The organism is Leptolyngbya sp. FACHB-8 (assembly GCF_014695575.1).
Taxonomy (GTDB): Bacteria; Cyanobacteriota; Cyanobacteriia; order Elainellales; family Elainellaceae; genus Vacuolonema.
Genome location: NZ_JACJOO010000039.1, coordinates 30314 through 55982 on the forward strand (window position 1 = coordinate 30314; position 25669 = coordinate 55982).

Genomic DNA, 25669 nt, shown 5'->3' on the forward strand with positions numbered 1-25669 from the left:
GATTAAGCAGAAATTAGGAGCGCTGATAGCGGAATGCCTGAATGGATTGAGCCGTGAGAAAAATGCCCAACAGAATATAGCTGGCAAATAGTACCAGACCACTCGTATTAAGCCGGCCCTGGCTGAGATCGGTGTAGTGCCTCACCAGGGAGAGATTGCCAATGATCTCACCGACTGGCCCAGTCAAGCTATTGGCGATCAGGTCGGTCACCCATAGCAGCAGCATCAGCGCAAATGTCAGAATGGCCGCCAGGATCGTGCTATCGGTGAGAGACGAGAGAAACATCCCCAGGGAGAGAACACTGGCTGCCATCAGCAGCAGGCCCACGTGCCCCAACACCATCACCCGAAATGAAGCAGGAGGGTTGGAGGCGCTAAAAACAATCGTTTCGTAAAGCATCAATGGCAGGGTCATCGTCAGGAAGAAGGTGACGACCCCTAGCAGTTTCCCCACAGAGACGGCCCAGTTTGTGACGGGGGATGTAGCCAACAGCTCCAGGGTGCCTCGCTTACGTTCCTCCGAGTAAAGACCCATGGAGAGCATGGGCAGCAAGAACAGGGAAAGTGACCCAATCAAATTTAGAAAAATACTGAGGAACTGGTAGGGCACATCAATAGGCGGTTCTGTTATCCCTGCCTGGTCGCGGAAGGCTACCTGGCTCAGTAGACCATCAGGGCCAAGTAGTACTACAACGAAGAAAAAGCCGCTCAGCAGCCAAAAAATAGCGGCGATCGCATAGGCGAAGGGTGAGGCAAAGTAGCTCTGTAATTCCCGCCGATAGATCGCCAGAACGTTATTCCAAATAATCCACATCTAGGCGTCCTCCTCAGATTCGGGGGATAGGGTGGGTTCGATGGGGGTCGCTATCGGCTCCGATTCTGACTCAGTGTCAGATTCAACATCCTCAGGGCTCGTTTCCTGAGTTGTAAGCTCCAGAAACACATCCTCCAGACTGATGCGAATGCGGCGCATTTCATAAAGGCCCAGCCCCGATCCCACGACTGCGGCTGATACCTGCCGTCCCAAATCATCAGGGCCATCAGTCATCACCCGCAAACGATAATGTCCCTCCGCTAATGACAAATCTGGCAGGCTCTCTACCGAACGGACTTCGGGCAGGTTCTTTAAAGTGGCTTCGACAGCGGCAAAATTGCCATCGACTTCCAATTCGTAACCGTTGCCGCCATACATCTCGGTGACCAACTGGTCAGGCGTATTGGTGGCTACCACCCGGCCTTTGTTGATAATGGCGACCCGGCTACAGGTCATGCTGACCTCAGGCAGGATGTGGGTGGAGAGAATGATGGTGTGATCGCCTGCCAAACTCTTGATTAAATTGCGAACATCAATAATTTGGCGCGGATCAAGACCTACGGTAGGTTCGTCCAGGATGATGACTGGAGGGTCGTGAACGAGGGCCTGAGCGATGCCGACCCGTTGCCGAAATCCCTTAGAGAGCTTACGGATCAAAACCTGGCGCTTTTCCTCCAGGTTGCAGCGCTTCAGGGCAGCAGTGACGCGGGTGGGGCGATCGCCCGCCGCTACGCCCTTCAACCGGGCTACAAACCAGAGAAACCCCTCTACAGTCATATCCGTATAGAGGGGTGGGGTTTCGGGCAGATAGCCAATGTTTTGGCGAACAGCCATAGAATTTTCATGGACATCAAACCCGGCAATGCGGGCAGTACCCTGGCTGGCTGGAAGATAGCCGGTCAGAATACGCATTGTTGTCGTCTTTCCCGCTCCGTTTGGCCCTAGGAAACCCAAAATCTCTCCCGACTCAACGGAAAAGGTGACATCCTCGATCGCCGAGGTGCTGCCATAAACTTTGCTTAAGTGATCCGCTTCGATCATGCGTAGTAGCGATAAGGGGTGGGTTTACGGGGGCGGCGGTGCTAGTGAGATGGCACAACCATACCCATCCTCTGGCACTATTCCAAGCCGTCGGGATAGGTTTGCCCAAATCTCTGCCATCCAGGACACTTCAGCATACCTGCTAAATTCCGGCTGTACCAAGGGAATACAAACAGGCAGAGATGCCAATAGAGCATTGTAGCCAAACTCAACACGTTTGTAGGATACGTCTAATGCTCCGTGGCACGCTGATGATTGAGGGTGCGTCCCATTTAAAGCTTATAAATGTCTGATAAATGTAAGTTTTTAAGAGATTTTCAGTAACGAAATGGCCTGGCAATGTAGTTGGCCTAATGACTTCATGGGCAGCCAACTATACTGCAGATTAATTTTATGCGGAAACCTTCTTAGTTCTGTAAAAGTGGAATGCATCTTTCCTCGTGAAATTCATGGTTATGGATATTAATGATCAATATTCCTTACTAGCCTAGTAATGTGTGATGAAGGGTTATGTAACTTCACCACACCTCCTCTTTTGTGCACTACCAAACTAGAAAATCTTGTATGAAATCTACATCTGGCGAACATTACGTCGCCTTTGATCATATCCGTGCCATTGCCCTATTTCTTGTTTTTGAATGGCACTTCATGCATGGGAATGGACATCCCGTTCCATTACAAGGCTCTCCATTTTGGGGGCCACTCGTACTTATTGATGAAGGGCATGTAGGTGTAGCCCTTTTTATGACATTAAGTGGCTACCTTTTTGCGAAGCTGTTACACAATAAAGAGTCAATCAATTATCGTCTATTTCTACGGAATCGAGTTCTTCGACTGTTTCCTTTGCTAATACTGGTAATGGTATTAAGTGCAGTTCTAAAAGCTTTTCAAGGAGAGGAATATGTTGTAGTACTTACTTTACTTACTTTTATTGAAGGCTTTATACTGCCGACCTGGCCGAATGGCGGTTGGTCAATTACTACAGAATTGCATTTCTATATTCTTCTTCCGATTCTTCGAGCTCTTAAGGAAAGATCATCATTATTCTTACTACTACTTATCGCTCTAGCATTTGGAATTCGAACTTTATTCTTTTCTATTCAAGGTGAGGTCCAGAGCATTGCCTACTGGACAATTTTAGGTCGAATTGATCAATTTGTACTTGGAATTCTTGGCTTCTATTGGAGTGGTTTCTTCAAAAAGAACCATGTTCTCATTGCATTTATCTCTGCTTTTTTCTTGTCAATCTACTACTGGTTCAACGTAAATGGGGGCTTTTCTATGCTTGAAGGATACCCCTCACATTCATCAATTTGGATTTGGCTACCAACAGCCGAAGGGATAACTTTCGCTGCACTCATAGCATGGTATGAAACTTCATTTACTCATCAGCAAGGCATCCTATCGAATACCTTATCTACAATTGGTGAGTATTCATATTCTCTATATTTATTTCATTACTTCTTTGTTTTTGATGTGGCAAAGTATATAGATAAACACCTATTGGATATTTCTGATTTCTATGTGGCACTACCAATTTCCATCATTGTTTTCTTAGCCATGGTTCCCATCGGAATGCTAAGCATGAAATTTATAGAGGCCCCCTTTCTGCGTTATCGAAAGCCGTATTACAAAACCCCCAAATCATTTCAACGCTGATAAGTGACCTAAATCAGCTTGAGAACTTTTTGTGGGTACTTGGCTTATCCCGGCTTGAGGTTAGGTAGGTGTAATTCAACATAGAATTTCAAAAAGCTGTGCCACCTGCAAGGCAGATGGCACAGCTTTTTGAAATTCTACATTTGATTGAGCTGAGCTAATAAGGGATTACAAGTAGCAGGTGAACCTGCTACACGAGCTCAGAGATGGGCTGTAGTTCTACCCCTGACTGCGGTTAACATGGTCGAGAATGCGGCGCTTCTTCTCCTCAGCAGATTGAGAAGTGCTACGGATGACGGTGCCGCTGGTACGGTTTACATGATCTAGAATTTGGCGCTTGCGCCCATCGTTGCTAGCCATAACTCCCCTTCGGAAAATGTTAGTCTACGCCTTGACTGTAGGGTAGCGATCGCCGGGGTGCGATCGCCCAAAAGGCAGAGCCTTAACTGTTTCGCTCATAATAGCGGCACCCGGCACAGGGGCCATCAGGGTTTACAGCACAGCGCACCAGCTCAGAGGATGCGTTGTAGCGACAGGTCGCATTTCCCATGACCCATCGCCCACCGACCCAGGTCGTTTCGGCAGGGCGTTGCACCGTTTGCACATAGAGGGCAATTTTATGCAAATGGTAGCGTCCGGCTTTGAGCTGGTAGCGATGGCGCCGTTCTAAGACCGTGTAGGTTTTGCCTTCCAGATCGAAATAGGCTCCTGGCTGAGGGTTCCAATCCAACTGTACCCGCCCCACCGTTTCACAGGAGTGGCTGAGAATGACCTCAGTGGGCAGTGTTGGAGTGTTATCCATAGATAGGCTTTACTCGGGGGTAACGTTCCATAAGCAGGCGCACTTGCTCGGCATGGTAAGAACTTCGGGTTAAAGGTGACGACACCACCTGCAAGAAGCCCATAGCCTCACCTTGTTGCCGCCAACGGTCAAACTGCTCGGGCGTGACAAACGTGTCTACACCCAAATGCTTGGCGCTGGGTTGCAGGTATTGCCCGATGGTCAGGATGTCACAATCCACAGCGCGTAGATCCTGCATAACCTGATAGACTTCCTCATCTGTTTCTCCAAGCCCTGCCATGATGCCGGATTTGGTGTAAGTCCAGGGGGCTAGTTCCCGAGCTCGGCGCAGGAGTTCGAGCGATCGCTCATAGTTGCCCTGGGGGCGCACCCGGCGATAGAGACGAGGGATGGTTTCGGTGTTATGGTTCAACACCTCTGGCTGGGCTTGCAAAATAGTGGTGAGGGCATCCCAGTTCCCGCACAGGTCTGGAATCAAGACTTCAATTGTGGTTTTTGGGGATACCTTTCGTATACCCTCGATGCAGCGTACAAACTGAGTCGCGCCCCCATCGGGTAGATCATCCCGGTTTACCGAGGTGATGACTACATGGTTCAGGTTCATCCGTCGTACGGCCTCGGCCAGGCGATCGGGCTCGGTTGGGTCAAGCGCTTTTGGCTTCTTCTCGAAATCAATATCGCAATAGGGACAGGCCCGAGTACAGGCTGGCCCCATAATTAGAAACGTGGCTGTCCCCGCGTTAAAGCACTCGCCAATGTTGGGGCAGGAGGCTTCCTCACAAACGGTATTCAGCTCCAAATCCCGCAGGATGTCCTTAACGTTTCCAACCCGTTCCCATTGGGGTGCTTTGACCCGCAACCAATCTGGCTTGACTGTCACGCTTGTTGTAAAAAAAACTTCAAAACTGATCTTAGCAGTCCAGCGGAATTGCATGGGTGTGTTGGGTGCGCATTGCTGCAGCAATTCTCAGTATGGAATTAGGCCTGAAAACCGCTTGCCGAAGGCAAGCGGTTTTCAGGCTTCAAAGCCAAGATTGCGCGCCCGTCGGGCGCGCAATCTTGGCTTTGAAGCTCATAATGAGAACTGCTGGCATTGCTGACTCAACACACCCACTTCTACCCAACTGTGATAACCTGGATCAGTGACTACGGGATGTAGCGCAGCTTGGTAGCGCACTTCGTTCGGGACGAAGGGGCCGCTGGTTCGAATCCAGTCATCCCGATTTTTCAGCTCCACTATGCGGATTGTTCAGCAGACTCCCACCTATTTAAAGCTGCAAGAGAACCGGTTGCTGACTCAGCTCTGGCGGGTGGCGATCGCCCTTCCCTTTGTCTTCTCAGGGCTGGCATCGATGGTCTTGTTGGGAGAGACGGCTGAGCTCATGTGCGATCGCACCACACCTACCGAGGTGAGCTGTCAGATTTCGAACCAAACTCTGCTGAGAAAGTCACAAACCCCCCTCCCTCCCTTAAAGGGAGCTGAAGTTGAAACGCGTAGCAACGCGCAGGGGCAAAATTACCGTATCTCCTTGCTGACCAGCGGCCAGCGTATCCCCCTAACCCAGGGATGGTCACCGTCTCAAGACGATAGGCAAATGGAAGTTGATGCCATCAATGTCTTCCTAGAGGATCCCTCCCAGCCGTCATTTAACCTGAAACAGGATGCTCGCTGGTTTGCCTATCCGCTAGGGCTTCTGTTCGTTGGCTTGGGGGGTGTTATTCTGGCAACGGGCTGGAACAAGGCCCACCCTGATCTTTGTACGTTTGATCGGCGCTCCAAACAGATTCAATGGCAGAGAACCATTGCGGGGTCAAGTGTAGATAGGCGAGAGCTGACATTTCAGGATGTGGAAGAGGTGCGTGTGTTTCGCTCAAAGGATGGGGAGAGCGATCGCCCTTACACAACCCGGCTCATTCTACAATCTGGCGAAATGCTGCCACTGATGTCAAGTGCTGATCAAAATCAACAATTAGAGCTGGCCAGTACGATCAACCGTTTCCTGGGTATTAATCCACGCCGTCCTCAAGCTTGAACAAACTTAAGATTTACGCGTTCTTGCTGTGTGTGGTGTGGAAAGCACATCATACACAGCAAGAACGCGTCAGCCCTGAAGTGGGTCAGTCCAGCATGTGGTGTGGCGCTCAGTGCAACACCACATGCTCGGCTATTACGAGGGATACCAGAGCTGTTCAATTTGCTGAGCGATCGCCTCTGCCTCCTGGCGTCCCTGGCCCTCTTGCAACACCACCGTGACGTGTCCTAGCTTTCGACCGCGCCGCGATTGGGTTTTGCCGTACCAATAGACATGGGCATGGGGAATTTCGGCTAGCTGAGCTCGTTGGGTGCTGTAGTCTGACTCGGAGCTTTCAAATCCCAGTAGATTGACCATGACTGCTCCAGCATTGTGGAGAGCGGGGCTGCCCAGGGCAAGGCCGCTCACGGCCCGCAATTGCTGTTCAAACTGCGAGGTTTCGCAGGCATCCAGGGTGTAATGGCCAGAGTTATGGGTGCGGGGAGCTAACTCATTCACTGAGAGTTGGCCGTTGGCTGGCAAAAAGAGCTCAATGCCCAGAACGCCGACATAGTTGAGTTGCTCAAGAATGGTTTGGGCGATCGCCCGTGCCTGGGTGTCTATGTCTCCACCCCATTCCTGGGTGACATAAACGCGACGACATACCTGATCGACCTGCTGCGTCTCCACGAGGGGATAAATGACGACGTCGCCAGTATGGGAACGTGCCGCCATGATTGCCAGTTCCTGCTCAAAGGGCACGAACTCTTCCAGTAGCCAGTGATCCGGTGCTGCGTCCTTCAATTTTTCCTGTAACGTGGCCAGATCTTTCAACACAAAGGTGCCCTGGCCGTCGTAGCCATGCCGTCGAGCCTTTAGCACAACCGGAAAACCAAATTGGCTTAAGGTTGCGTCATCGCTTTGCTCTGAAACTACTGCAAATTTGGGTGTCGGTACTCCCCAGGATTGCAAGGCCGATCGCTGGTCGTATTTATCCAGAATGGGTTGAATGGCGCTAAGGGGAGGATAAAATGTCACACCCTGGTCTGCCAGTTTTTGCAGCGCCGGTAGATCAACAAACTCATTCTCAAAGGTGATAACGTCGCACTGTTGTGCCAGGGTTGCCGTGGCACTAGCATCCGCGATCGCCCCCGTAACAACTCCTTGCGCGATCGCGACTGCCGGGTCTGCCTGACCTGGCGTTTGAATGACCAATTCTAGCCCGAGCTGGGCGGCCCCCGGAGCCATCATCCAGGCTAGTTGTCCGCCCCCAATTACCCCAATCCGTTTAGCCATGCTGCTTTAATCTCGACATCCAAGGGATTCCCGTGTAGGAATGCCCGTCTTGGAGTTTACCCCACTGGCGCTCTTGCAGAGGTCTTTGACCTGGGCACCATCTAACATGGCGTCGGTGAAGTCGGCCCCGGTGATGTTTACATTCTCAAAGGTGGAGCCCAGTAGGATGGCGTTATTCAGAACCGCATCACTCAGATCCGTATCCTTGAACTTGGTCTGATCCATCATGGCGTCGCTCAAAATTGCGCCGTGCATATTGGCTTGAGTGATCACCGATGCGCTGAATACTGCGCCCTCTGCATTGGCCTCTGAGAAGTTTGTTTCATCCAAATGGGCGTTAGAAAACTCTGCCTGACGCAGCCGTTGTCCTGAGAAATCCTGCCCATGCAATTCGGCGTTGCTATAGGAAAGAGGCGGGGCGGCGTAGGGGTTCGCCAGAGCTGGACTGACCCAACCCATCAGAATGATGAGTAGGAGGGAGAGGAGCGATCGCCAATTCAGCACAGGCAGGTTCAAGGACATAGAGGGCATTCCAAATATTGTTTGTGATCCTAAACGATCCATTCCGAAACGATTGGGCGAGGCCTTTCGGCTACAGCAGCTCTGGAGAAAAGAAAAAGGGCAGTGCTTCAGCAACTGGATCCGCGACCGTGTCCTGTCGCTTCATGGCCCAATATTGGCTCAGGAAATGGATTTGTCGCAGGCCCACCCAAAGGTTCAGTCCAGGAATAAACAGCCACCATACCGTCAACGGTTCTTTCATCCCAGCTTCTCGATATAGCTGGTTGACTGTGCGATACAGGCGAAATTGCACGACGTAGATCCACACGACACCCAGTAGCGACAGCCAACCGAACCATCCGGGCACATCAGGGTCCCAGGTGGCGAGGGCAGGGGGAATTGTGACACCCAACAGGAAGGGGAGGAGGGCGATCGCCCCCGAAAAATCCGAGCCTGTATAACGTTTCAGCTCATCCTGAATCACCCACTTGTAATAGCCGTAATAGATCAGGCCAGTAAGGGCCGAGAAGAGCATTACTTTCCACAACGGACGGGGTTGCCCCAACAGAGCAGCAGTCGAAGCCTCACGAACCTCAGCAACGGGGTTTGTCATGCGATACCATTCTGAGAAAACTATTTATAATTCTTAACAAAAATGGCTGTCTCGGCAAGGCAGATTTCTTTTTTGCATGTGTGTTGTGGGAGGTGTGTAAAGCACACCTCCCACAACACGTTTATTGCCAGAGCAATAGGATTTGCCATACGCCTCCTCACAAGTTCCTCACCTTTGATGACTAGTCTAAAAACAAGCATTGCTGAGGCGGAATATAGGTTGAGTCTAAAACTCTACGTCCCGCATTCAGAACCAGATTCTTGCCAGTAATGCTCAATGCGTTCCATTCTGAAGCGTCGGCTTTCCTAAGGAGGTTCGTATGCGTCGCCAAAATCCATCTATAACCCTGATGGAAATTCCGCCGGGTTACCTCAACATCATGGGCTATGTAGATGAGTCTGAGGTTAATGGGCCAGGATGCCGGGCTGTCATTTGGGTGCAGGGCTGCTTGCGGGAATGCCCTGGTTGCTTCAATACAGACTCTTGGTCATTTGAAGTGAATGAGTTAGTGTCGGTTGAATCCCTAGTGCATCGTATCTTCAGCAATCCCCGTAATGAAGGTGTGACGTTTTCTGGGGGAGAGCCTTTTTGGCAGGCTCCGGCTCTGGCTAGCCTGGCGCGACAGATCAAAGCGGCAGGGCTGAATGTCATGTCCTTCAGTGGCTTCCGTCTAGAGGAGTTGCAGTCAGAGTATGGCCCTGCTGGGGCCGCGGAGTTGCTAGAGCAACTGGATATTTTGATTGATGGTCCTTATGTGGAATCTCTGGCAATCAATCAGCCAGATTCGCCCGTTTCTTCAAGCAATGAGCGGGTGCATATTTTTAACCCGGAGCTTCGCGATCGCATCACCTGGGCCAGCGACCAGATCGAAGTCCACGTTTTCAAAGACGGCAGTCGCCTTGTCACAGGCTACCGAGGTAACCTACTGTTTGCCGAGCAATAGGCGATTTCAGTAATGAAATGACCTCTGTGATGTGGGTGGTTTGCCCACGAAGCAGGCAAATCACCCACATCACAGATAAAATCCTAGGCGGCTATTTCCTTAGCTGTGACAAAATTGAAGCTCCCCAAATTCTTCAAAAATCTGGGGAGCTGAGCGCTTAAGTCTGATTTCAGCACTCCTTAGTGAAGGAGCACGTTTCAACAACCCGGTTTAGTGGGTATGACTATGGCTATGCCCGTGTTCGTGGCTATGTCCATGGTCATGGCTATGACCATGACCGTTATCGTGGCTGTGGCCATTTCCGTGGTCATGGCTGTGCCCATGGTCGTGGGAATGGCTCTGGAAATGGCTGGCCTGTGCTGCTGCTAGCGATGGGTTCACGACCAGAGCATTGGCTGAGAGCAAATCGCCAATGTGGCGGTCGGCCCACCGCCCTGCCATCCGTAAGAATTCCGGTTGATCGTTAACACAGGGCATTTGGACAAAAGTGACATCTGGACGCTTGCGACGCAGACCATGAATGATGTGCTCTACATCCAGCAACGTCTCATGGTTCTCGGTAGCAAAGCCAATAGGCATAAAGACGATCGCCGTTGCACCCAATTCCATTAAGTTCTTGGCAGCCAGCTCAGCGTTGGGCTGCGTCCACTCAATCAGCGGAGTCTGGTGGTTCAGCCAACCTACCGAGATCAGCGGGTAGCGGTGAATGAGTTGCTCCCGCACCCGCTCATAGAGTGCTTGACTTTCATCAATCCCAGAGGTGAAGCCTTTGGCCTTATGGGGGCAGCCATGATTCATCAGCACAATCCCGATTTGCGAAGGCAGGTGGGCGACAGCCAGATCATGGGTGATCTTGTCTTCCACCATGCGCCCTAGAAGGGTAATGTACTCGGGTTCGTTATAGAAGGAGGGAATGTAGCGAATGCCTTTTACCCAGTGCTCAGTGCCCTGGTAAGTGCTAGCCAACGCGTTATTAACCTGTTCTACCGCAATACCGCTGGTAAAAATGGAATCCACTACCAGCAGAGGGTAGATCAGAATTTTGTCGAAGCCTTCGTTGCGGATTTGCTCAATCACCTGGTTGGGTAAAAAAGGCGCACAGAAGTTGAAAGCTTTGAAAACTTTGATGCGATCGCCCCATCGCTCCTTCAGTTCCTTCTCAATGCCTGCTCGCTGTTGCTCAAAAATGGCGTTGTGAGGAGAGATGAAGTGATCGTGCTGATGCTGCCACTCATGCAGATCAAACACCGCTAGGAGTTTGGCAAGAGGCGGATATAGCCAGGTAGGTACAGGAGCAAACTTGGCCGTCAGGAGATTCAACGCCTGCTCGTTGTAGTTGGCAAAATCGTCATAGCTTTCCACTTCACCGTAACCCATCAACAAAACAGCGACGCGATCGCTGCCAGAGGAAACGTTAGGGGACTGGTGTACTTGCTCAGGGGTCGCGACCACGGGGAACCCTCCAAATCGGTTTTTTTCGAAAATGTGCAGAAGCTTTGGAAAAAGAAGTGGAGCATCCATCGAAAGGTAGGCGCCCACAAGGATTACCCTACCACCCCCCCGCAGGGCATCTATGCCTTTCCTCGGATAGAGATTTCTCCAAAAACTCACGCTTTTCAAGGGTTTGGCAAGATGTCGGGATGTTATCTAAGGGGAAGGCAAAACTCATGTTTTCTTAGTATTTGCAATATTTTTTAGCCTTTGCCTTTCCTCTAATACCCATTCAATACAGCGCTTTGCGCTTGAATAAAATGCAGTTATTTTTGTGAGAGCCTCGCGCCGCGAGGCTCTCACAAAAATAACTTGTACCTCATAGGCTTGAAAAGTGCTGTATGCATCTGCAGATTAGGAAATATGAGCTTTCCAAAAAGAAGACGCCGCGCATTACGCGGCGTCTTCTTTTTGGAAAGCTCAATTGCTACTTCGTGTTGGCGTAACTGGCAAAGTCTACAGGCGCCAACGATCGCTGTTTCAGCCGAGCATTAATTGCCCAGGCTGCTGCTTCTCCAGTCTCCAGGGCCGCTTCCAGGTTGTCACCGCCGCACCAGTCTCCAGCGCAGACGATAGGCAGTGGAACCGCTGCACTGGGGCAGTTTTCCAACCCCTGGCGTACCCGCGCGTAGCGCCAGCGGTGAACTTGTAGTGCTTCAGGTTTCTCCAACCCGGGCAAAAAGGCTGAAGCTTCTTGCAACAGTGCCCGCCCAATGGGCTCCAGGGATGTTGCTTCCAGGTACTTTTGAGCAAAGCTGCCATTGCTTTGCAGCAGCACAACCCGACGGCCATCCGTATTCCGCTTTCGGCTCTCAAGGCTGAGCCAGCCTAGAGAAGGATGATCATCAAAATGCAGGGCATTCCAGGCAGGGTCATCGGGTGTTTCAGTCCCGCTGGGGTAGACTGCGATCGCCGTAATACAGGGATCAAACTGTACCGATTGCACCGACTCCAGCATTTCCGTTGGCAGTCCGTCTGCCAGGAGGGGTTCTAACAGACTAGCGGCTTGAGGGGCCGGCACGGCCAGCACCACTCCCCGCACTCGCAAGGGCAAAATCGCATGGCCGGGCATCGGCTCCAGTGTCAATGTCCAGCGGGTATTGGAATGGGTTGGGGTGAGCGCAGTAACCCGCTGTCCCCGCCACACGGTCAAACCTTCCGCTAGAAACTTGGCTACGGAGTTCATGCCATCCGGAGCTACATAATAGGGTTCGCTTCCTGGAGGTTTAATCTCGCCTGTAGCGCTAACATGGCGCACAGCTTCCGTCCAGGATTTCACAAGGTCACGATCGCGCAAAATCGGAATCAACTCTTCGGTGTAGGGACCCTGCGCTTCCAGATAGCGGGTACCGTGGTCGGCACTCACACCAGACAGGCGGCGGGTTGCCAACCGGCCCCCTACGCCACGGGATTTTTCCACGACCACGACGGAGTAGCCCGCCCGCTGGAGTTGTTGGGCACACACAATACCCGACAACCCGGCTCCAACTACCGCGATATCACAGGGCTTCGACGACACCATAGGGCAACGTTACGCAAAGAAAAATATCACCTTAACCGTTCAACTCTACACCGAACCCATGACCAAACAAAGGGCTGGGAAGATGAGATATTCCAGGAAAAACAGCTTCCAGATGAATTGATAAAACCGAGCGATCGCCCCTTTGTCTTTCAAATCCACCCGTTCACTGTGCCACCACAGCACCCCCAATAAAATCCCGTGAGTTATCATCAACCCCAGACCATTGACTCCCGATAATAGGGGAGCTACCACAATCATCCCGCCGTAACAGGCAGTCAGCACCCAACGCGACAGATTAAATACCGTTCGCTGGCCCAAACGAATGGTGAACGTGCTGATGTGGTATTGCCGATCGCCTTCCAGGTCAGGAATATCCTTAAAAATGGCGATGGCAAAGGTAAATACCAGAATGAACAGGGTTAATGCCCAGATAGGGGCAGGGAGGAATAGGCGATCGCCGATCCCCTGATTCCATTGGTGCTGAAAATGCAGGAACAATCCCAGGTTAACAATTAAACCGCGCACTGACAGGATGCAAAAGGATGCTAATGCCGGGAAACGCTTGAGCCGTATGGGCGGCAGAGAATATGCCGTTCCAATTAACAAGCTCAGCCAAACGGTACCCATCAGCCACATTCCCTGGGATGCAGATAGTGCCAATCCCAGCAGCCCCATCACTCCGATAATGCGACGAGCTTGGGTACGGGTAAACTCTCCAGCGGCCAGTGGGAGGTGTGGTTTATTGATGCGATCGATGGCAACATCTTCAAGCTGATTGAGGCCGACGATGTAGACATTGCCAGCAAGACAGGCCAGGAGTGTAAAAAGGATGGGAAAGGGAGCGGGATAGGAGTGGCGATCGCTCTCCAAAGCCCAGGCGATCGTCGCTAAACTCAGCACGCTGAGGGTTGTTCCGATGATGGTATGAGGTCGCGAAAACTTCCAGAAGGCGTAGAGCCAGCCGCGCAGTTCCGAGGGAGCAGAGGAGGAAAAGAATTTTTGGGGGGAGGTTTGAGGTTCAGGGGAAGCAGGCCGACGCATGGAACCCTTGGGTTACGACGCGATGATTTTACTCTGGAATCCCAGATCAGGAATCTGAGCAAAGATAGGGAAAATCTGTAATTTTCGGGATTTATGGGCACCTTAGATGCCGATAGCTCCTTGAGAACTCAAGAGAATAGTGGCTTTACATCCATCCTCTTGGGAAACATTTGGCGATCGCGACAAAATTTGTAGGGAAGACTCGTACGGGCAAGTTTTGCCCTTATCTCAACTGCACAACAGAGGGTTATCATTCAAAACCGCCCTCGCATGGATGTGCATCCAGAATGAGGGCGGATCTGGTCAGAAGGTCAACGACATGGGTAAGGATGGCCGACCAAACCCGCCCTCACAAACCATTACGGCCTGGAATGTGAGGAAATCTTGAAAAATAGAGGCATTAGCGAGTTCCTGTTAGCAGCCCAAAGCGTACTAAGCCAGTTTGATATCCCCGCTGCATCAATCCCAGAGATAATGCTGCCCGCACGGTCGTCCATCCGGCCTGTACCAACCCCACGAGAGCCGCAGGCGTAAAGGCCGAGTCAATCACTACATCCCAGAAGGGGGCAACAGCGGTTGACCAATCTTCCGTCCGAAGGTTCTGGAAGCCAGTAGATTGGGCAATCTCAGCATATTCTGGCAACGAGATCACATGGGGCAGACAGTACACTTCGTAAATCTTCGCTAGATGTTGTTCTTCCTCAACGGTGAGTGGCGCTTCGGGTGGAGCTATAGGTCGATGGCACCAGGTCGCCATTATAAAGCGTCCCCCCGGTTTCAATACCCGAAAGCATTCCTGCACAAACTTCACTTTGTCAGGCATGTGCTCGCCGCTCTCCAGTGACCAGACAAAATCAAAGGAGGCATCCTCAAAGGGCATGTGCAGGGCATCGGCGACTTCAAACTGAGCTGGAAGCCCGGCTGCTTTCGCCCGCTCTCTGGCCCGCTGAGCTTGCACTGGGCTGAGGGTAATCCCAGTTGCTTCTGCTCCAAACTTTTCGGCCAGGTAGAGTGAACTTCCACCAATGCCACAACCCACATCCAGAATCTTCTGGGCCTGAGTCACCTCGCCCCAACGCAACAGCTCATCAATCAAATCAATCTGGGCCTGGCGACGCTCCTTCTTCTGGCGACCATCGGCTCCGTAGTAGCCGTGGTGCATGTGCTCTCCCCAAATTCGCTCCCAAAGGCCGGAGGATTGGTCGTAAAAGTGTTGAATTCTTTGTTGCAGCGAGAGGGTCATAGATTACGGTTTAATTGTTCAGATAGGGCTAAGGATAAGGGTATTGGGTAAAATTCGCTGTTGCGAGAGTACCCTATGGGCGATCGCTTCCCCATCTTCCCAAAGGCTCAGCCCGATCCTCCTATGAGTATTTGCCCGTGAGTTTAATGTTCTCTGGCCCCGCCATGACCATCCCCCGGACAATTTGTCTGGGTTTTGCAGCCTTCATTGCTGTAGGGACGCTGCTTCTAATGCTGCCCATCTCTATCACTAGTGGGCAGTGGGGAGATTTCATTGTTTCCCTGTTTATGTCTACCTCGGCAGTCTGTGTAACAGGTCTGGCAGTGGTCGATCCAGGAACTTACTTTACGCCCTTTGGCCAGGCCATGCTGCTGCTTCTCGTCCAGATGGGTGGGTTAGGCTATATGACTGCTAACACGTTACTACTGTTAGTATTGCGGCGGCGTTTACGGCTGCGAGACAAGCTAGCTATTCAACAAGCTCTGGATAAGGAGGGATTGTCGGGAGCGAGGAATCTGGTGAAATCCATCATTGGGTTAACGTTGCTATTCGAATTGACCGGCACGTTCCTGATGATCCCTACCTTTGTTCATGACCATGGTTGGTCTAGTGGGCTCTGGTATGCCCTCTTCCACAGTGTTAGCGCATTTAATAATGCCGGGTTTGCTCTGTTTTCCGACAACCTGATCGGTTATGCAACATCTATCCCTATTAATCTGGTCATTACCTTTCTGATTATTTTTGGCGGGATCGGATACCAGGTCATTATGGAGATGTTTATCTGGATACGTGACCGTATTCAGGGACGGCCAGAACGGGTTGTATTGCCGCTTAATTTCAAGGTCGTCATCAGCACGACCCTGGCGCTTCTAATTGTTGGTACCCTGGCCTTTTTCATTGTGGAGTATCGCAATCCGGAGGTCGTAGAAGGATACAACACGGGTGAGCGTCTCCTCCTGGCCTGGTTTCAGTCAGTCGTACCGCGTACGGCTGGATTTAATACGATTAACTACGGCGATATGACTCAGTCGGGGCTATTCATTACAATCGCCCTGATGTTTATTGGCGCTAGTCCCGGTGGTACGGGGGGAGGTATCAAAACTACGACAGTGCGAGTGTTGTATTCCTGTACCAAATCGGTTTTACAAGGGAAGCAAGAAGTCTTGTGTTACCGCCGTCAAATTCCTATGAGCTTGATTTTGAAAGCGGTTGCAGTGTTATTTGGTTCGGCCACAACAGTCGTGCTGTCTAGTATTTTGATCTCTATTACGGATCCCGAACTTGAGTTCATCAAAGTTCTCTTCGAATCAGTTTCGGCCTTTGCGACGGTTGGCCTATCTACAGGAATTACCGCCACCGTCACTGTTTGGTCAAAGCTTGTCTTGATTGGCACGATGTACGTGGGACGGGTGGGGATTTTGCTCCTCATGTCGGCTGTTCTCGGAGATCCAAGCCCCAGTGCAATCCGCTATCCCGAAGAGAACCTATTAGTTGGATAAGTTTGGGATTAGCTTTGAGCGCGGATATGACGCTGCCTTTAAACGCTGAGCTCTAAAAATTGTGTCAGGATTTACGCACTTGTGTTGTGGGTGAGGTGCTTTGCACCTCACCCACAACACAAGTGCGTAAATCCTGTTTGTCTTGAATTGGGTTGAGCCCTTATCAGCTCTATATTTCGTACACGCCTCAAATTTGAATCTCTGAGGGTCTGATAGGCTGGAAAGGTCAACCTCTACATTATTCCCGGATTCAACTGTGAATCTGAACTCTTTGAACTTCTTCAAAAGCCTTCGAACTAGCAACCGCCAGTATGCTGTCATTGGGCTGGGGCGCTTTGGTCGAGCCGTATGTATGACCCTCCATAACCTGGGCTATGAAGTGCTGGGCATGGATACTGATGAGCGTCGGGTAGATCAGGCGATCGCCGATGAAATTGCTGCCCATGCCCTGCAACTGGACTCAACCCAGCCTGCTGCCTTACAAGAAGCAGGCGTGTTCGAGTTTGATACAGTCATCGTAGCCATCGGGAACTACGTCCAGGAAAGCATTATCACGACTCTGAATCTCAAGGAAGGGGGCGTGCCCCATGTGGTAGCGAAGGCGTCTTCCGAAGTCCACGGCAAGCTGCTGCATCGGGTTGGAGCCGACCATGTGGTATTTCCTGAGCACGAGATGGGGTGTGAGTTAGCGCGATCGCTCACCCGCCCTGGTATCCTCGATCGCTTTGAACTCGACCCCGACCACAGCATTGTGGAAGTGGTCGTGCCAAAGGAATTTGACGGTAAATCAATTCTGGATCTGGATTTGCGTTCGCGCTACGGCGTCAATGTTCTGGCGGTGTGCCACAATGACCGTTTTGAAATTAACCCCAATCCCAACGTGCGCCTTACCAAGGACTCCATTTTGGTAGTGGTAGGCTCCAATAAAGGCATCAACCAGCTTCCTGTTTAAGTCATTTCGTGCCCATGGGTACGAAAATAATTTTTTCTACACCTTCTCCAAGATCTTTTCAGAGGTTTGCTATGCGGGTAATTGGGCTGATCAGTGGAACATCCGTGGATGGGATTGATGCAGCCATGGTGAGTCTCGACGGCCCTCCCGATGCTCTGCAAGTTAGCTTTGTCGGGGGCGAAACGTTTCCTTACCCAGCGGCTGTGCGATCGCGCATTCTTGAGCTTTGTGGTGGTGCTGTCATCTCCATGGCCGAGTTCGCAGAATTGGATGAGGCGATCGCCCAGGCCTTTGCCGACGCTGCCCTGCAACTTCAAACCCGCTACGGCCCCGCCGACCTCATCGGTTCTCACGGTCAAACCGTCTTCCATCGTCCCCGTCCCCTCACCCTTGCCGATACCCCCTCGCTGGCCTACACCCTCCAACTGGGGCGAGGAGATTGGATTGCCTACCGTACAGGGCTGCTGACCGTTAACAACTTCCGTCAAGCGGATGTTGAGGCGGGTGGGGAAGGTGCCCCCCTGGTGCCTCCAGTGGACGTGGCTCTGTTGCGCGATGAAACGTGCGATCGCTGCATCCAAAACATTGGCGGCATCGGCAATGTAGCTTACCTGCCCTCTCGGCAATCGGGCAATGATACCTTCCTGGGATGGGATACCGGGCCGGGAAACAGCCTGCTGGATCTGGCGGTGCAGCAACTTTCCGGTGGGCAACAACGCTTCGATCAAAACGGAGCCTGGGCCGCTCAGGGAACTCCCTGTCAGCCCCTCGTCCAGCACTGGCTGGCCCATTCCTATTTCCAGCAGGTGCCGCCTAAATCTACTGGGCGTGAGCTTTTTGGCCCCGATTTTCTGGCTCGCTGCTGGCAAGAAGCTCAACCCTACAACCTGACAGAGGCCGATTTTCTGGCTACTCTGACGGAATTAACCGCAGCTTCCATTGCTGACAGCTACCGTCGCTTCCTCCCCCAACTGCCCGACGAAGTGCTGGTATGTGGCGGGGGAAGCCGCAACCCTTATTTGCTGAGCCGTCTGCAGAACCTTTTGCCGTCTGCCCTCGTCAAAACTACGGATGACGCTGGAATCGATGCGGATTTTAAGGAGGCGATCGCTTTCGCCGTCCTGGCATACTGGCGAATATCCCACTACCCCGGTAATTTACCCGCTGCCACCGGTGCCCGCCAGGCCGTTGTCTTAGGGGAAATTCATCTACCTCCTGGAGGCACCCATGTTAGGATGAGGAGCGTTCCGGAGCCATTTGGGGATCTCATCGGAACACCTTAGGACTTGTTGCCGTGTCTCACACGTTTTTGATCGAAGCGGGCCGCTGGACACTTGAAGGAAGTTGGCTAGAGCGGGACGGAATGCCCATCCCAGTAAAGGGCAGAATCCTGATTGCTTGGAGCCGAGATAACTGGTTCACGATGGTCACGAAGCTGGCTTTTCCGAATGCAGAGCGAGAGGAGATTGCTCTGCAATATCGGGGGCGGCTCAATGCGGGAGAGCGTCAATATACCTTTGTGTTACAACACAGCGTTCTAGGTCGCGTCGAAGGGGAAGGATGGATTGCACCGGAATCCATTGTGCAGCGATATTGGGTGTTAGGCGATCGCCAACGTCGCACCGGTTTTGAAACCCTCCACAAACTTACAGAAAATCGCTACTGCATTTCCAGCAGCATCATGGCAGGTCACTACCTCAACAGCACTATGGAAGGGCATGTTGAGCGTCAACCCGGCTAGTAGGCTGCGGCCTAAGTTTGCAACCTATGTTTTTGTGTAGGGTGCGAAGCACCCTACACAAAACAAAACTGGAAGGGGTGACCCGTTGCTGCTCGTCTCCTTTAGGGATGAGCAGCAACCTTGTCGAAGGATTTTAGCGACTGTAAAGCTCCAATTGAGGTAGCCAGGGCAAATCGGTTGCCCCAGGGTCGCGACCCATCTGATGTAACAGGGTCGTTAGTTGTCCACGATGGTGAGTTTGGTGGTTAAACAGGTGGGTGACCAGAAGCCAGGTGGGTAAAACCCGTGTTTTTTGATCTATCTGGCTGGTGTACTCCAAGGGCTGAGCCAGCCATTCATCTGAAATCAAGCCTGACCACTTCACTAAAAACTCGTCGGTGAGCTTACGCTCTTGCCAGAGGTCTTCGAAGTTGCTATACAACTCCTCTCCTAACGTCACCGGGTAGAGCGTCTCACCTAAGAAGCGGTTAAGCCAGACGCGATCGCCATACAACAAATGGTTCAATGTCCCATGGATGGATTGGAAAAACGCTCCCACATCCCGCTTTCGTTCTTCATCCGACAAAGTGGCACAAAGGCTATAGAGCTTCTGATTCATCCATTGGTTATAGGACGCCATAGTCTGGCAGTAGGTGTGGTCAATCATGGGGGAGAGATCCTTAAAACGGGATGGAAACTCTAGTGGCGACCTCTATAATTTGCATTCGAGACATGACAACGAAGATAGAGGCGAAGTTGTTCTAATAGGCTCAGGCTCTGGCATCAGGACGGGGACGCTTAATATCCCATGTCACTGTTTTTGGACGTTGTGCGATCGCCTATCACTATCAAAATTGGCTGTTACCTTGGCTTGTAAATTTAGATAGGGTTTAAGGCGTGGGCGCTTAGCGCCCACGCCTTAAACCCTATCTAAATTTATGATCAGTTGAACTAGATTGACGCAAGTCCATCATGTTTGAAAGCATAAAATTGTGTATTGTGTCTGAAGCTCAGGCCACACACCATAAACATGCCACCTATGGCAACCTTGGATTGGCATGACTATTTCTTAAACTTCTGATAACCACCCATCTTGATACTTTAATTTCTTATAAGGTCAATAATGCTTTGGATTGGTATTTAAGACGCTTCCCTTAAGTCTTTAGTCATACTTATAACCCATGCTAATCATCACTCAACTCCTCGAATGTAGGGTGGCATTATCACTCGACTTCTAGAAGAATTGACATGCATTGTGTTCCGGATCAGAAAGATCTGGATTCAAAACTCGATTGACTCAAAGGGGACACAAAGCTGATAGATTAAGCGGAGTATTCAATAAAGTGGCTGAAGCAGATGAGAGTCCTAGTAATTGGTGGTGACGGCTATTGCGGGTGGGCGACCGCTCTTTATCTGGCAAATCGTGGGCACGAAGTCGGCATTTTAGACAGCCTGGTCAGACGGCACTGGGATAATGAACTATGCATCCAGACCCTGACTCCTATCACCCCGATTCAGCAGCGTCTTCAGCGCTGGAAAGACCTAACCGGCAAGAGCATTGACCTGTTTGTGGGTGATCTGTGCAACCACGCCTTCCTGGAGAAGGCCATGCTTCAGTTCCAGCCCGACTCTGTCGTGCACTTTGGGGAACAGCGATCGGCCCCATTCTCGATGATTGACCGTGAGCACGCCGTTCTCACCCAAGTTAACAACGTGGTGGGTACCCTGAACTTGCTCTATGTGATGCACGAGCACTTCCCCGACTGTCACCTGGTAAAACTAGGGACCATGGGTGAATACGGTACGCCCAACATTGATATTGAAGAGGGCTACATCACCATTGAGCACAACGGTCGCAAAGATACCCTTCCTTATCCCAAGCAGCCTGGCTCTTTCTACCACCTGAGCAAGGTGCATGACTCTCACAACATTCATTTTGCTTGCCGCGTTTGGGGCCTGCGTGCCACCGACCTGAACCAGGGTGTGGTGTACGGTGTTCTTACCGAAGAAACAGGTATGGATGAGCTGTTAATTAACCGTCTGGACTATGACGGTGTATTTGGTACAGCTTTGAACCGCTTCTGTATTCAGGCCGCAATCGGTCACCCTCTGACTGTTTATGGCAAAGGTGGCCAGACCCGCGGCTTCCTGGATATTCGTGACACTGTGCGTTGTATTGAAATTGCAGTGAACAACCCAGCATCTCCTGGTGAGTTCCGCGTCTTCAACCAGTTCACCGAGCTGTTCAGTATTGGTGACCTGGCTAATATGGTGCAGAAAGCAGGTGCTGCAATAGGCCTCCAGGTGGAAGTGAACCACCTCGAAAATCCGCGTGTGGAGCTGGAAGAGCACTACTTCAATGCTAAAAACACTCGCCTGATCGACCTGGGTCTAGAACCCCACTTCCTGTCAGATTCGCTGTTGGATTCACTGCTCAACTTCGCTGTTAAATACAAAGATCGCGTGGACGAGAAAGAAATTCTTCCTCGCGTTAAGTGGAAAGGTTAAGTCCGTTTATTCAGATCCCCGGTTTCGTTAGAAACCGGGGATCTGTCGCGTTACCCGTCAGTTAGCTGTTCTGCATTCCCCGTTGTTGTCCCCTATGCGTATCGCCCTCTTTACGGAAACCTTTTTGCCCAAAGTTGATGGGATTGTGACACGGCTCAGCCATACCGTTGACCACCTGCAACGGATGGGCGATGAGGTACTGGTGTTCTCTCCAGATGGAGGGCTGACGGAATATAAAGGGGCCAGAATTAATGGTGTGCCAGGCTTTCCTTTACCGCTTTACCCCGAATTAAAGCTGGCGTTACCACGTCCATCGATTCGGCAAGCCCTGGAAGATTTTCGCCCAGATTTGATTCATCTGGTGAACCCGGCAGTATTGGGTCTGGGTGGTTTGTACTATGCCAAATCCCTGGAGGTTCCCCTTGTTGCGTCCTACCACACCCATTTACCGAAATACCTGGAGCACTATGGCTTAGGGATGCTCGAAGGATTGTTATGGGAGCTGCTGAAGCTGGCCCATAATCAAGCCATGATTAACCTGGTGACGTCCACCGCAATGCAGGATGCTCTGGAAACCCATGGAATCGAGCGAGTTGCTGTGTGGCAAAAAGGGGTGGATACTGAGCTTTTCGTGCCCGATTTAGCCAATTCTGAGATGCGATCGCACCTCACCCAGGGGCATCCCGAATCCCCTCTCCTCCTCTATGTAGGTCGCCTCTCTGCCGAAAAAGAAATCGATCGCATCAAACCAGTACTAGAGGCCATTCCAGGTGCTCGCCTCGCCCTCGTCGGTGACGGCCCTTTCCGGGCAGACCTGGAGAAGATTTTTGCTGATACCCCTACCTTCTTTGCCGGGTACATGACAGGTCAAACCCTGGGCTCAGCTTTTGCCTCTGCCGATGCTTTCGTCTTTCCTTCCCGTACAGAAACCCTGGGTTTGGTTTTGCTAGAAGCAATGGCGGCTGGTTGCCCGGTAATTGCCGCTAATGCTGGAGGGATTCCCGACATTGTGACAGATGGGGTAAACGGATACCTGTTTGATCCAGAAGATGAGGAGGGGGCGATCGTCGCTACCCGACGCCTTCTGTCCAATCCCGAAGAAAGGGAAACTCTCCGCCGCAACGCCCGCCAGGAAGCTGAGCGTTGGGGTTGGGCTGCGGCAACCCAACAACTGCGTGGGTTCTATCAGGAAATTTTGATGCAAGCGATGCCTACAGCTGCTTAGATGGCGTAAGGCTATAAAAAAGGAATGTTCACGGTGAAAGGTTCCGTGAACATTCCTTTTTTTGCTCTTGCAGTTATTAGCAGTAGGGAGTGATATCTTCTCCGCACTCATCGGCCAGATAACACAAAGCTCGGAAGCGCAAGGCAATCAACTCTTCATACAACGGGTTGAGCTTGCACAGGGGAGGAATATGAAACAAAGTCCGACCAAATAGCCGAATGGTTCGTTCAAATGGGCATTGAGAAGGAATCAGTTGGCAAATCTTGTGGGCACGCTGCTCTTGGCGTACATCCAGGTCACCCAACAGTTGACGCAGGGGTTGTAGTACATCCACACGAGGCATGGATGGGAGCACTTGAGTTGACTTGGTCTCCTTTGCGGGCAATGCACTGGAGGCAGGTAACCAGACCCAACTCACAAAGTTTGAATCAGAGGCAAGCAGTTCTGCGGGCTTTTCAGAAGCATTCATGGCCTTTTCCTTTTGAACCATTCTGAGCGGTATCTCTGGCTGATATCAGGATCCACATCATGCCGATGGGGCTTTCCGGAAGCTTTATGGGGATCACATGGTTTAATCCCCTGATGGCACCAGTTAGGTCTGGGACGCTTGTAAGATGGGGCATTCAAGTGATGAAACCTTGCCATGCAGGTGAGCGATACATCACTGCCTGCATGACACTCTGATCCTGCCTGATCGCCGCTTTTAACCTGTGGGTAGAACCACCCAACTTTCAAGCGGTTTCCCCAACCCTTCCGGGTGTTCACGCATGTCCAGGCTCATCTGCATCCATGGTTACTAATTGGAAAGGATTTACGCATTTTGTTGTGTGCCGTAAGTTACACATACAAGATTGAATAAAAGGCGTACATCTTCATCTAATTTTGTTGCCCCTACAAAAACTTGATTGCTCATAGAAAGATAAACTGGAACGCCAATCTATAGGTTGGTATTCCAGTTCATCTTCCTATAAGCAATACCAAAAAACTAAATTTGAACATAAAAGTGAGAGCGCTACGCAATGCGTAGTGCTCTCTTTATAAGATGCAGAATTTGGAGAAACGATATTAAAAAGCTGCTGGGGTAGATGCGCAGTAATCTAACTGCTGAATCAGACTCTGAACGGTATAAATCCCAAATTGTTCACCCATGTGGGGAAGATGACCAACAGGAGCTTCTGACTTGAATGTAAGTTCCTTATGTGGCTTCCAGTAATTCTGTTTGAGGAGGTGGTTAACACGCCAGCCTACCTTGCTGCCAAACTGATTCCAAGCTTCAGTTTTGTCGTAATACTTTTCCTGGCAAGCATTCCAAATCTGCCGCTGCACCGAAAAACCAAACCGCTTGCGGCTATAGCGTAGCCAGAGCTGATCAGTATTTTGCAACACGTCACATGGTAACTGATTTACCGCAAGACGTTGCTGATCATTGGGATTTAATCCACAGGAAGTATAAAACAGTTTACGGGTCTCAAGGTCGGCCAATCGCCAAAGCCCTGATTTCAGATACTTCTCAAGCTGTGCGTAATCTTCATCCATGGCTTACCTCCAAGAAACTCCGTGATGAGACCGATGCAATTCTGCGTGAAGTTTGCCCAAAAATACTGAAAACTTAATCTTCCGTGATTGTCTCCTTGCACCATACAATACCAGCCTGGATTGGTCATCCTGTTGTGCCCGCTTTTAGAGATTAATATTTCATCCTTCTCAAGCCTGAAACTCCAGCTCTGAAAGGCGTTGGCCACAACCTAACCTGAAACTTTCAAAAATTTGATTATTTCGCTGCAGTTTCCAAAAACCCTATGTTATATTCCATTTAAGCCTCTGGTACGCCAGAGAGCGGTTCTCAATAACGATGTCCTTTAGTAAACCAGGAGGTGGTGCCCATGCAAGATAGTAGTAAACGGATGGGTGATCAGGTTGTAGTACATCGGCTGTGCGCCGAGGCCGTTCTCTAAGGATTGGCTTTAGCAATCAATAGACCTATCTAGAGCTTGCTGAGTCGGACTTTGAGATCCTCTCGGCAGTCAGATTCAACTTGAAAGCCCGCTACACCGCCCTCCTGCTTGTGCCTTTCCTCGGAAATGGTATCTTGCGGGAGGGCGGATAGTTTTTAAAGGGAATTGGTTTTGAGGATACGTGATATCTGCAGAATCATCCCTTTTAATGAGGAATGAACAAGTATGGCTGATAGCAGGGTATGTCCATGGCACAACTACTCACTGATACTGAGATTCAGGCCCATCTAGAGCAACTGCCGGGTTGGGAGCTAGAGGGGAAAGCCATCCGTAGTGTGCGTACCTTTAAGGGATTTGTTGAGGCGATCGCTTTCGTCAATCAACTTGTAGAACCTGCTGAAACTGCCGGCCATCATCCTGACCTCTCCATTTCCTACAACAAAGTCATCATTCGCCTCACCACCCATGATGCCGGAGGACTGACAAAGCAGGACTTTGACATGGCTACCGTTATTTCGAGCATTGCTTGATATGCGTCTGTTCAGGAATCAGCTATTAGTTAAGACCTCGTAGTAGGATAAAATCTGAATTTTTTTATGGAAGGTGTGTCAGAGCCCGCCTTCCATAAAAAAATCAGGTTTTATCTAGTAGGCTACGGCCTAAGTCCGTAACCTATTTTTCTGTGGGGGTTGCTTCGCACCCCCACAGAAAAATAGGTTATATATTTACGCCTCAGCGTACTAGTTTGTAGTTTTTAGCCGTATAAGGCATGAGCTAGATTCGTCACAGATTTTATCCTATCTCTCTGGATGAACGAAGTTGAATATTGGGT

The 25669-nt window shown here is 50.9% G+C and carries 25 protein-coding genes and 1 tRNA gene; 11 read left to right on the forward strand and 15 right to left on the reverse strand.

Annotated features, from left to right (window positions below):
• Positions 1-13: 13 nt before the first annotated feature.
• Positions 14-814, reverse strand: a complete 801-nt coding sequence (locus tag H6F91_RS08045; protein WP_190770774.1) for an ABC transporter permease — start codon at positions 812-814, stop codon at positions 14-16.
• The gene (locus H6F91_RS08050; RefSeq protein ID WP_190770775.1) at positions 815-1855 is read right to left on the reverse strand and encodes an ABC transporter ATP-binding protein; all 1041 of its coding nucleotides are present in this window, start codon (positions 1853-1855) and stop codon (positions 815-817) included. It lies immediately after the preceding gene.
• Positions 1856-2419: 564 nt separating this feature from the next.
• Between H6F91_RS08050 and H6F91_RS08055 the strand changes: the two genes are divergently transcribed.
• The gene (locus H6F91_RS08055) at positions 2420-3514 is read left to right on the forward strand and encodes an acyltransferase (protein WP_190789290.1); all 1095 of its coding nucleotides are present in this window, start codon (positions 2420-2422) and stop codon (positions 3512-3514) included.
• A 219-nt stretch (positions 3515-3733) separates the two neighbouring features.
• Here H6F91_RS08055 and H6F91_RS08060 read toward each other — a convergent pair whose 3' ends face one another.
• From H6F91_RS08060 to lipA, 3 genes are all read right to left on the reverse strand, one after another.
• On the reverse strand, positions 3734-3874 hold the full coding sequence (locus H6F91_RS08060) for a hypothetical protein (RefSeq protein ID WP_190770777.1): 141 nt from the start codon (positions 3872-3874) through the stop codon (positions 3734-3736).
• An 82-nt stretch (positions 3875-3956) separates the two neighbouring features.
• Positions 3957-4316 carry a DUF6464 family protein gene (locus H6F91_RS08065; protein WP_190770778.1) on the reverse strand — a complete coding sequence of 120 codons (360 nt, stop codon included), beginning with the start codon at positions 4314-4316 and terminating at the stop codon, positions 3957-3959.
• Positions 4309-5196: a lipoyl synthase gene (lipA, locus tag H6F91_RS08070; protein WP_190770779.1), complete on the reverse strand. Its 888-nt coding sequence runs from the start codon at positions 5194-5196 to the stop codon at positions 4309-4311. Before lipA ends, H6F91_RS08065 begins: the two co-directional genes overlap by 8 nt.
• A gap of 269 nt (positions 5197-5465) precedes the next feature.
• On the opposite strand from lipA, the gene H6F91_RS08075 reads away from it, so the two are divergent.
• Together H6F91_RS08075 and H6F91_RS08080 are read left to right on the forward strand one after the other, a co-directional pair.
• Positions 5466-5539, forward strand: a tRNA-Pro gene (locus tag H6F91_RS08075).
• Positions 5540-5554: 15 nt separating this feature from the next.
• On the forward strand, positions 5555-6349 hold the full coding sequence (locus H6F91_RS08080) for a hypothetical protein (protein ID WP_190770780.1): 795 nt from the start codon (positions 5555-5557) through the stop codon (positions 6347-6349).
• Between the two features lie 135 nt (positions 6350-6484).
• Here the strand turns inward: H6F91_RS08080 and H6F91_RS08085 are convergent, their stop codons facing one another.
• The 3 genes from H6F91_RS08085 to H6F91_RS08095 all read right to left on the reverse strand — a co-directional run bounded on the left by H6F91_RS08085 (position 6485) and on the right by H6F91_RS08095 (position 8738).
• Positions 6485-7624 carry a 5-(carboxyamino)imidazole ribonucleotide synthase gene (locus H6F91_RS08085; RefSeq protein WP_190789291.1) on the reverse strand — a complete coding sequence of 380 codons (1140 nt, stop codon included), beginning with the start codon at positions 7622-7624 and terminating at the stop codon, positions 6485-6487.
• Between the two features lie 6 nt (positions 7625-7630).
• Positions 7631-8146, reverse strand: a complete 516-nt coding sequence (locus tag H6F91_RS08090; protein ID WP_190770782.1) for a pentapeptide repeat-containing protein — start codon at positions 8144-8146, stop codon at positions 7631-7633.
• Positions 8147-8216: 70 nt separating this feature from the next.
• Entirely contained in the window at positions 8217-8738 is a 522-nt protein-coding gene (locus H6F91_RS08095) for a hypothetical protein (protein WP_190770783.1), read from the reverse strand.
• Positions 8739-9057: 319 nt separating this feature from the next.
• On the opposite strand from H6F91_RS08095, the gene H6F91_RS08100 reads away from it, so the two are divergent.
• Positions 9058-9681, forward strand: a complete 624-nt coding sequence (locus H6F91_RS08100; RefSeq protein WP_199307699.1) for a 4Fe-4S single cluster domain-containing protein — start codon at positions 9058-9060, stop codon at positions 9679-9681.
• 210 nt (positions 9682-9891) lie between these two features.
• Here the strand turns inward: H6F91_RS08100 and H6F91_RS08105 are convergent, their stop codons facing one another.
• From H6F91_RS08105 to H6F91_RS08120, 4 genes are all read right to left on the reverse strand, one after another.
• Positions 9892-11133 (reverse strand): ferrochelatase, encoded by a 1242-nt coding sequence (locus H6F91_RS08105; RefSeq protein WP_190770784.1) that lies wholly within the window; start codon positions 11131-11133, stop codon positions 9892-9894.
• 466 nt (positions 11134-11599) lie between these two features.
• The gene (locus H6F91_RS08110; protein WP_190770785.1) at positions 11600-12694 is read right to left on the reverse strand and encodes an FAD-dependent oxidoreductase; all 1095 of its coding nucleotides are present in this window, start codon (positions 12692-12694) and stop codon (positions 11600-11602) included.
• A 45-nt stretch (positions 12695-12739) separates the two neighbouring features.
• Positions 12740-13735 (reverse strand): homogentisate phytyltransferase, encoded by a 996-nt coding sequence (locus H6F91_RS08115; protein ID WP_190770786.1) that lies wholly within the window; start codon positions 13733-13735, stop codon positions 12740-12742.
• Positions 13736-14135: 400 nt separating this feature from the next.
• The gene (locus tag H6F91_RS08120) at positions 14136-14978 is read right to left on the reverse strand and encodes a methyltransferase domain-containing protein (RefSeq protein ID WP_190770787.1); all 843 of its coding nucleotides are present in this window, start codon (positions 14976-14978) and stop codon (positions 14136-14138) included.
• Positions 14979-15142: 164 nt separating this feature from the next.
• Between H6F91_RS08120 and H6F91_RS08125 the strand changes: the two genes are divergently transcribed.
• The 4 genes from H6F91_RS08125 to H6F91_RS08140 all read left to right on the forward strand — a co-directional run bounded on the left by H6F91_RS08125 (position 15143) and on the right by H6F91_RS08140 (position 19170).
• Positions 15143-16477: a TrkH family potassium uptake protein gene (locus H6F91_RS08125; RefSeq protein ID WP_190770788.1), complete on the forward strand. Its 1335-nt coding sequence runs from the start codon at positions 15143-15145 to the stop codon at positions 16475-16477.
• Between the two features lie 256 nt (positions 16478-16733).
• Positions 16734-17429: an NAD-binding protein gene (locus H6F91_RS08130; protein WP_190770789.1), complete on the forward strand. Its 696-nt coding sequence runs from the start codon at positions 16734-16736 to the stop codon at positions 17427-17429.
• 71 nt (positions 17430-17500) lie between these two features.
• Positions 17501-18712 carry an anhydro-N-acetylmuramic acid kinase gene (locus H6F91_RS08135; protein ID WP_190770790.1) on the forward strand — a complete coding sequence of 404 codons (1212 nt, stop codon included), beginning with the start codon at positions 17501-17503 and terminating at the stop codon, positions 18710-18712.
• A gap of 11 nt (positions 18713-18723) precedes the next feature.
• Positions 18724-19170: a hypothetical protein gene (locus H6F91_RS08140; RefSeq protein ID WP_190770791.1), complete on the forward strand. Its 447-nt coding sequence runs from the start codon at positions 18724-18726 to the stop codon at positions 19168-19170.
• A gap of 133 nt (positions 19171-19303) precedes the next feature.
• On the opposite strand, the gene H6F91_RS08145 is transcribed toward H6F91_RS08140, so the two are convergent.
• The gene (locus tag H6F91_RS08145) at positions 19304-19816 is read right to left on the reverse strand and encodes a DinB family protein (RefSeq protein ID WP_190770792.1); all 513 of its coding nucleotides are present in this window, start codon (positions 19814-19816) and stop codon (positions 19304-19306) included.
• A 689-nt stretch (positions 19817-20505) separates the two neighbouring features.
• Here H6F91_RS08145 and H6F91_RS08150 point away from each other — a divergent pair.
• Together H6F91_RS08150 and H6F91_RS08155 are read left to right on the forward strand one after the other, a co-directional pair.
• A complete protein-coding gene (locus H6F91_RS08150) occupies positions 20506-21657 on the forward strand; it encodes an NAD-dependent epimerase/dehydratase family protein (RefSeq protein ID WP_190770793.1) in 1152 nt (383 codons plus the stop codon).
• A gap of 94 nt (positions 21658-21751) precedes the next feature.
• Positions 21752-22882, forward strand: coding sequence for a glycosyltransferase (locus H6F91_RS08155; RefSeq protein ID WP_190770794.1), 1131 nt, complete (start codon positions 21752-21754; stop codon positions 22880-22882).
• A 76-nt stretch (positions 22883-22958) separates the two neighbouring features.
• On the opposite strand, the gene H6F91_RS08160 is transcribed toward H6F91_RS08155, so the two are convergent.
• Both H6F91_RS08160 and H6F91_RS08165 read right to left on the reverse strand, forming a co-directional pair.
• The gene (locus H6F91_RS08160) at positions 22959-23351 is read right to left on the reverse strand and encodes a Mo-dependent nitrogenase C-terminal domain-containing protein (RefSeq protein ID WP_190770795.1); all 393 of its coding nucleotides are present in this window, start codon (positions 23349-23351) and stop codon (positions 22959-22961) included.
• A 596-nt stretch (positions 23352-23947) separates the two neighbouring features.
• Positions 23948-24418, reverse strand: coding sequence for a GUN4 domain-containing protein (locus tag H6F91_RS08165; RefSeq protein ID WP_190770796.1), 471 nt, complete (start codon positions 24416-24418; stop codon positions 23948-23950).
• A gap of 667 nt (positions 24419-25085) precedes the next feature.
• Here H6F91_RS08165 and H6F91_RS08170 point away from each other — a divergent pair.
• A complete protein-coding gene (locus H6F91_RS08170; RefSeq protein ID WP_190770797.1) occupies positions 25086-25367 on the forward strand; it encodes a 4a-hydroxytetrahydrobiopterin dehydratase in 282 nt (93 codons plus the stop codon).
• Positions 25368-25669 lie beyond the last annotated feature (302 nt).

Bases quoted from the DNA above. Each gene is read 5' to 3' on its own strand.
- H6F91_RS08090 (WP_190770782.1), bottom strand. From the start codon at position 8,146: ATGTCCTTGAACCTGCCTGTGCTGAATTGGCGATCGCTCCTCTCCCTC.
- H6F91_RS08115 (WP_190770786.1), bottom strand. From the start codon at position 13,735: ATGCGTCGGCCTGCTTCCCCTGAACCTCAAACCTCCCCCCAAAAATTC.
- H6F91_RS08085 (WP_190789291.1), bottom strand. From the start codon at position 7,624: ATGGCTAAACGGATTGGGGTAATTGGGGGCGGACAACTAGCCTGGATG.
- H6F91_RS08060 (WP_190770777.1), bottom strand. From the start codon at position 3,874: ATGGCTAGCAACGATGGGCGCAAGCGCCAAATTCTAGATCATGTAAAC.
- H6F91_RS08100 (WP_199307699.1), top strand. From the start codon at position 9,058: ATGCGTCGCCAAAATCCATCTATAACCCTGATGGAAATTCCGCCGGGT.
- H6F91_RS08125 (WP_190770788.1), top strand. From the start codon at position 15,143: ATGACCATCCCCCGGACAATTTGTCTGGGTTTTGCAGCCTTCATTGCT.
- H6F91_RS08095 (WP_190770783.1), bottom strand. From the start codon at position 8,738: ATGACAAACCCCGTTGCTGAGGTTCGTGAGGCTTCGACTGCTGCTCTG.
- H6F91_RS08055 (WP_190789290.1), top strand. From the start codon at position 2,420: ATGAAATCTACATCTGGCGAACATTACGTCGCCTTTGATCATATCCGT.
- H6F91_RS08165 (WP_190770796.1), bottom strand. From the start codon at position 24,418: ATGGATGAAGATTACGCACAGCTTGAGAAGTATCTGAAATCAGGGCTT.
- H6F91_RS08170 (WP_190770797.1), top strand. From the start codon at position 25,086: ATGGCACAACTACTCACTGATACTGAGATTCAGGCCCATCTAGAGCAA.
- H6F91_RS08065 (WP_190770778.1), bottom strand. From the start codon at position 4,316: ATGGATAACACTCCAACACTGCCCACTGAGGTCATTCTCAGCCACTCC.
- H6F91_RS08145 (WP_190770792.1), bottom strand. From the start codon at position 19,816: ATGATTGACCACACCTACTGCCAGACTATGGCGTCCTATAACCAATGG.
- H6F91_RS08135 (WP_190770790.1), top strand. From the start codon at position 17,501: ATGCGGGTAATTGGGCTGATCAGTGGAACATCCGTGGATGGGATTGAT.
- H6F91_RS08150 (WP_190770793.1), top strand. From the start codon at position 20,506: ATGAGAGTCCTAGTAATTGGTGGTGACGGCTATTGCGGGTGGGCGACC.
- H6F91_RS08110 (WP_190770785.1), bottom strand. From the start codon at position 12,694: ATGGTGTCGTCGAAGCCCTGTGATATCGCGGTAGTTGGAGCCGGGTTG.
- H6F91_RS08080 (WP_190770780.1), top strand. From the start codon at position 5,555: ATGCGGATTGTTCAGCAGACTCCCACCTATTTAAAGCTGCAAGAGAAC.
- H6F91_RS08120 (WP_190770787.1), bottom strand. From the start codon at position 14,978: ATGACCCTCTCGCTGCAACAAAGAATTCAACACTTTTACGACCAATCC.
- H6F91_RS08045 (WP_190770774.1), bottom strand. From the start codon at position 814: ATGTGGATTATTTGGAATAACGTTCTGGCGATCTATCGGCGGGAATTA.
- H6F91_RS08050 (WP_190770775.1), bottom strand. From the start codon at position 1,855: ATGATCGAAGCGGATCACTTAAGCAAAGTTTATGGCAGCACCTCGGCG.
- H6F91_RS08155 (WP_190770794.1), top strand. From the start codon at position 21,752: ATGCGTATCGCCCTCTTTACGGAAACCTTTTTGCCCAAAGTTGATGGG.
- H6F91_RS08160 (WP_190770795.1), bottom strand. From the start codon at position 23,351: ATGAATGCTTCTGAAAAGCCCGCAGAACTGCTTGCCTCTGATTCAAAC.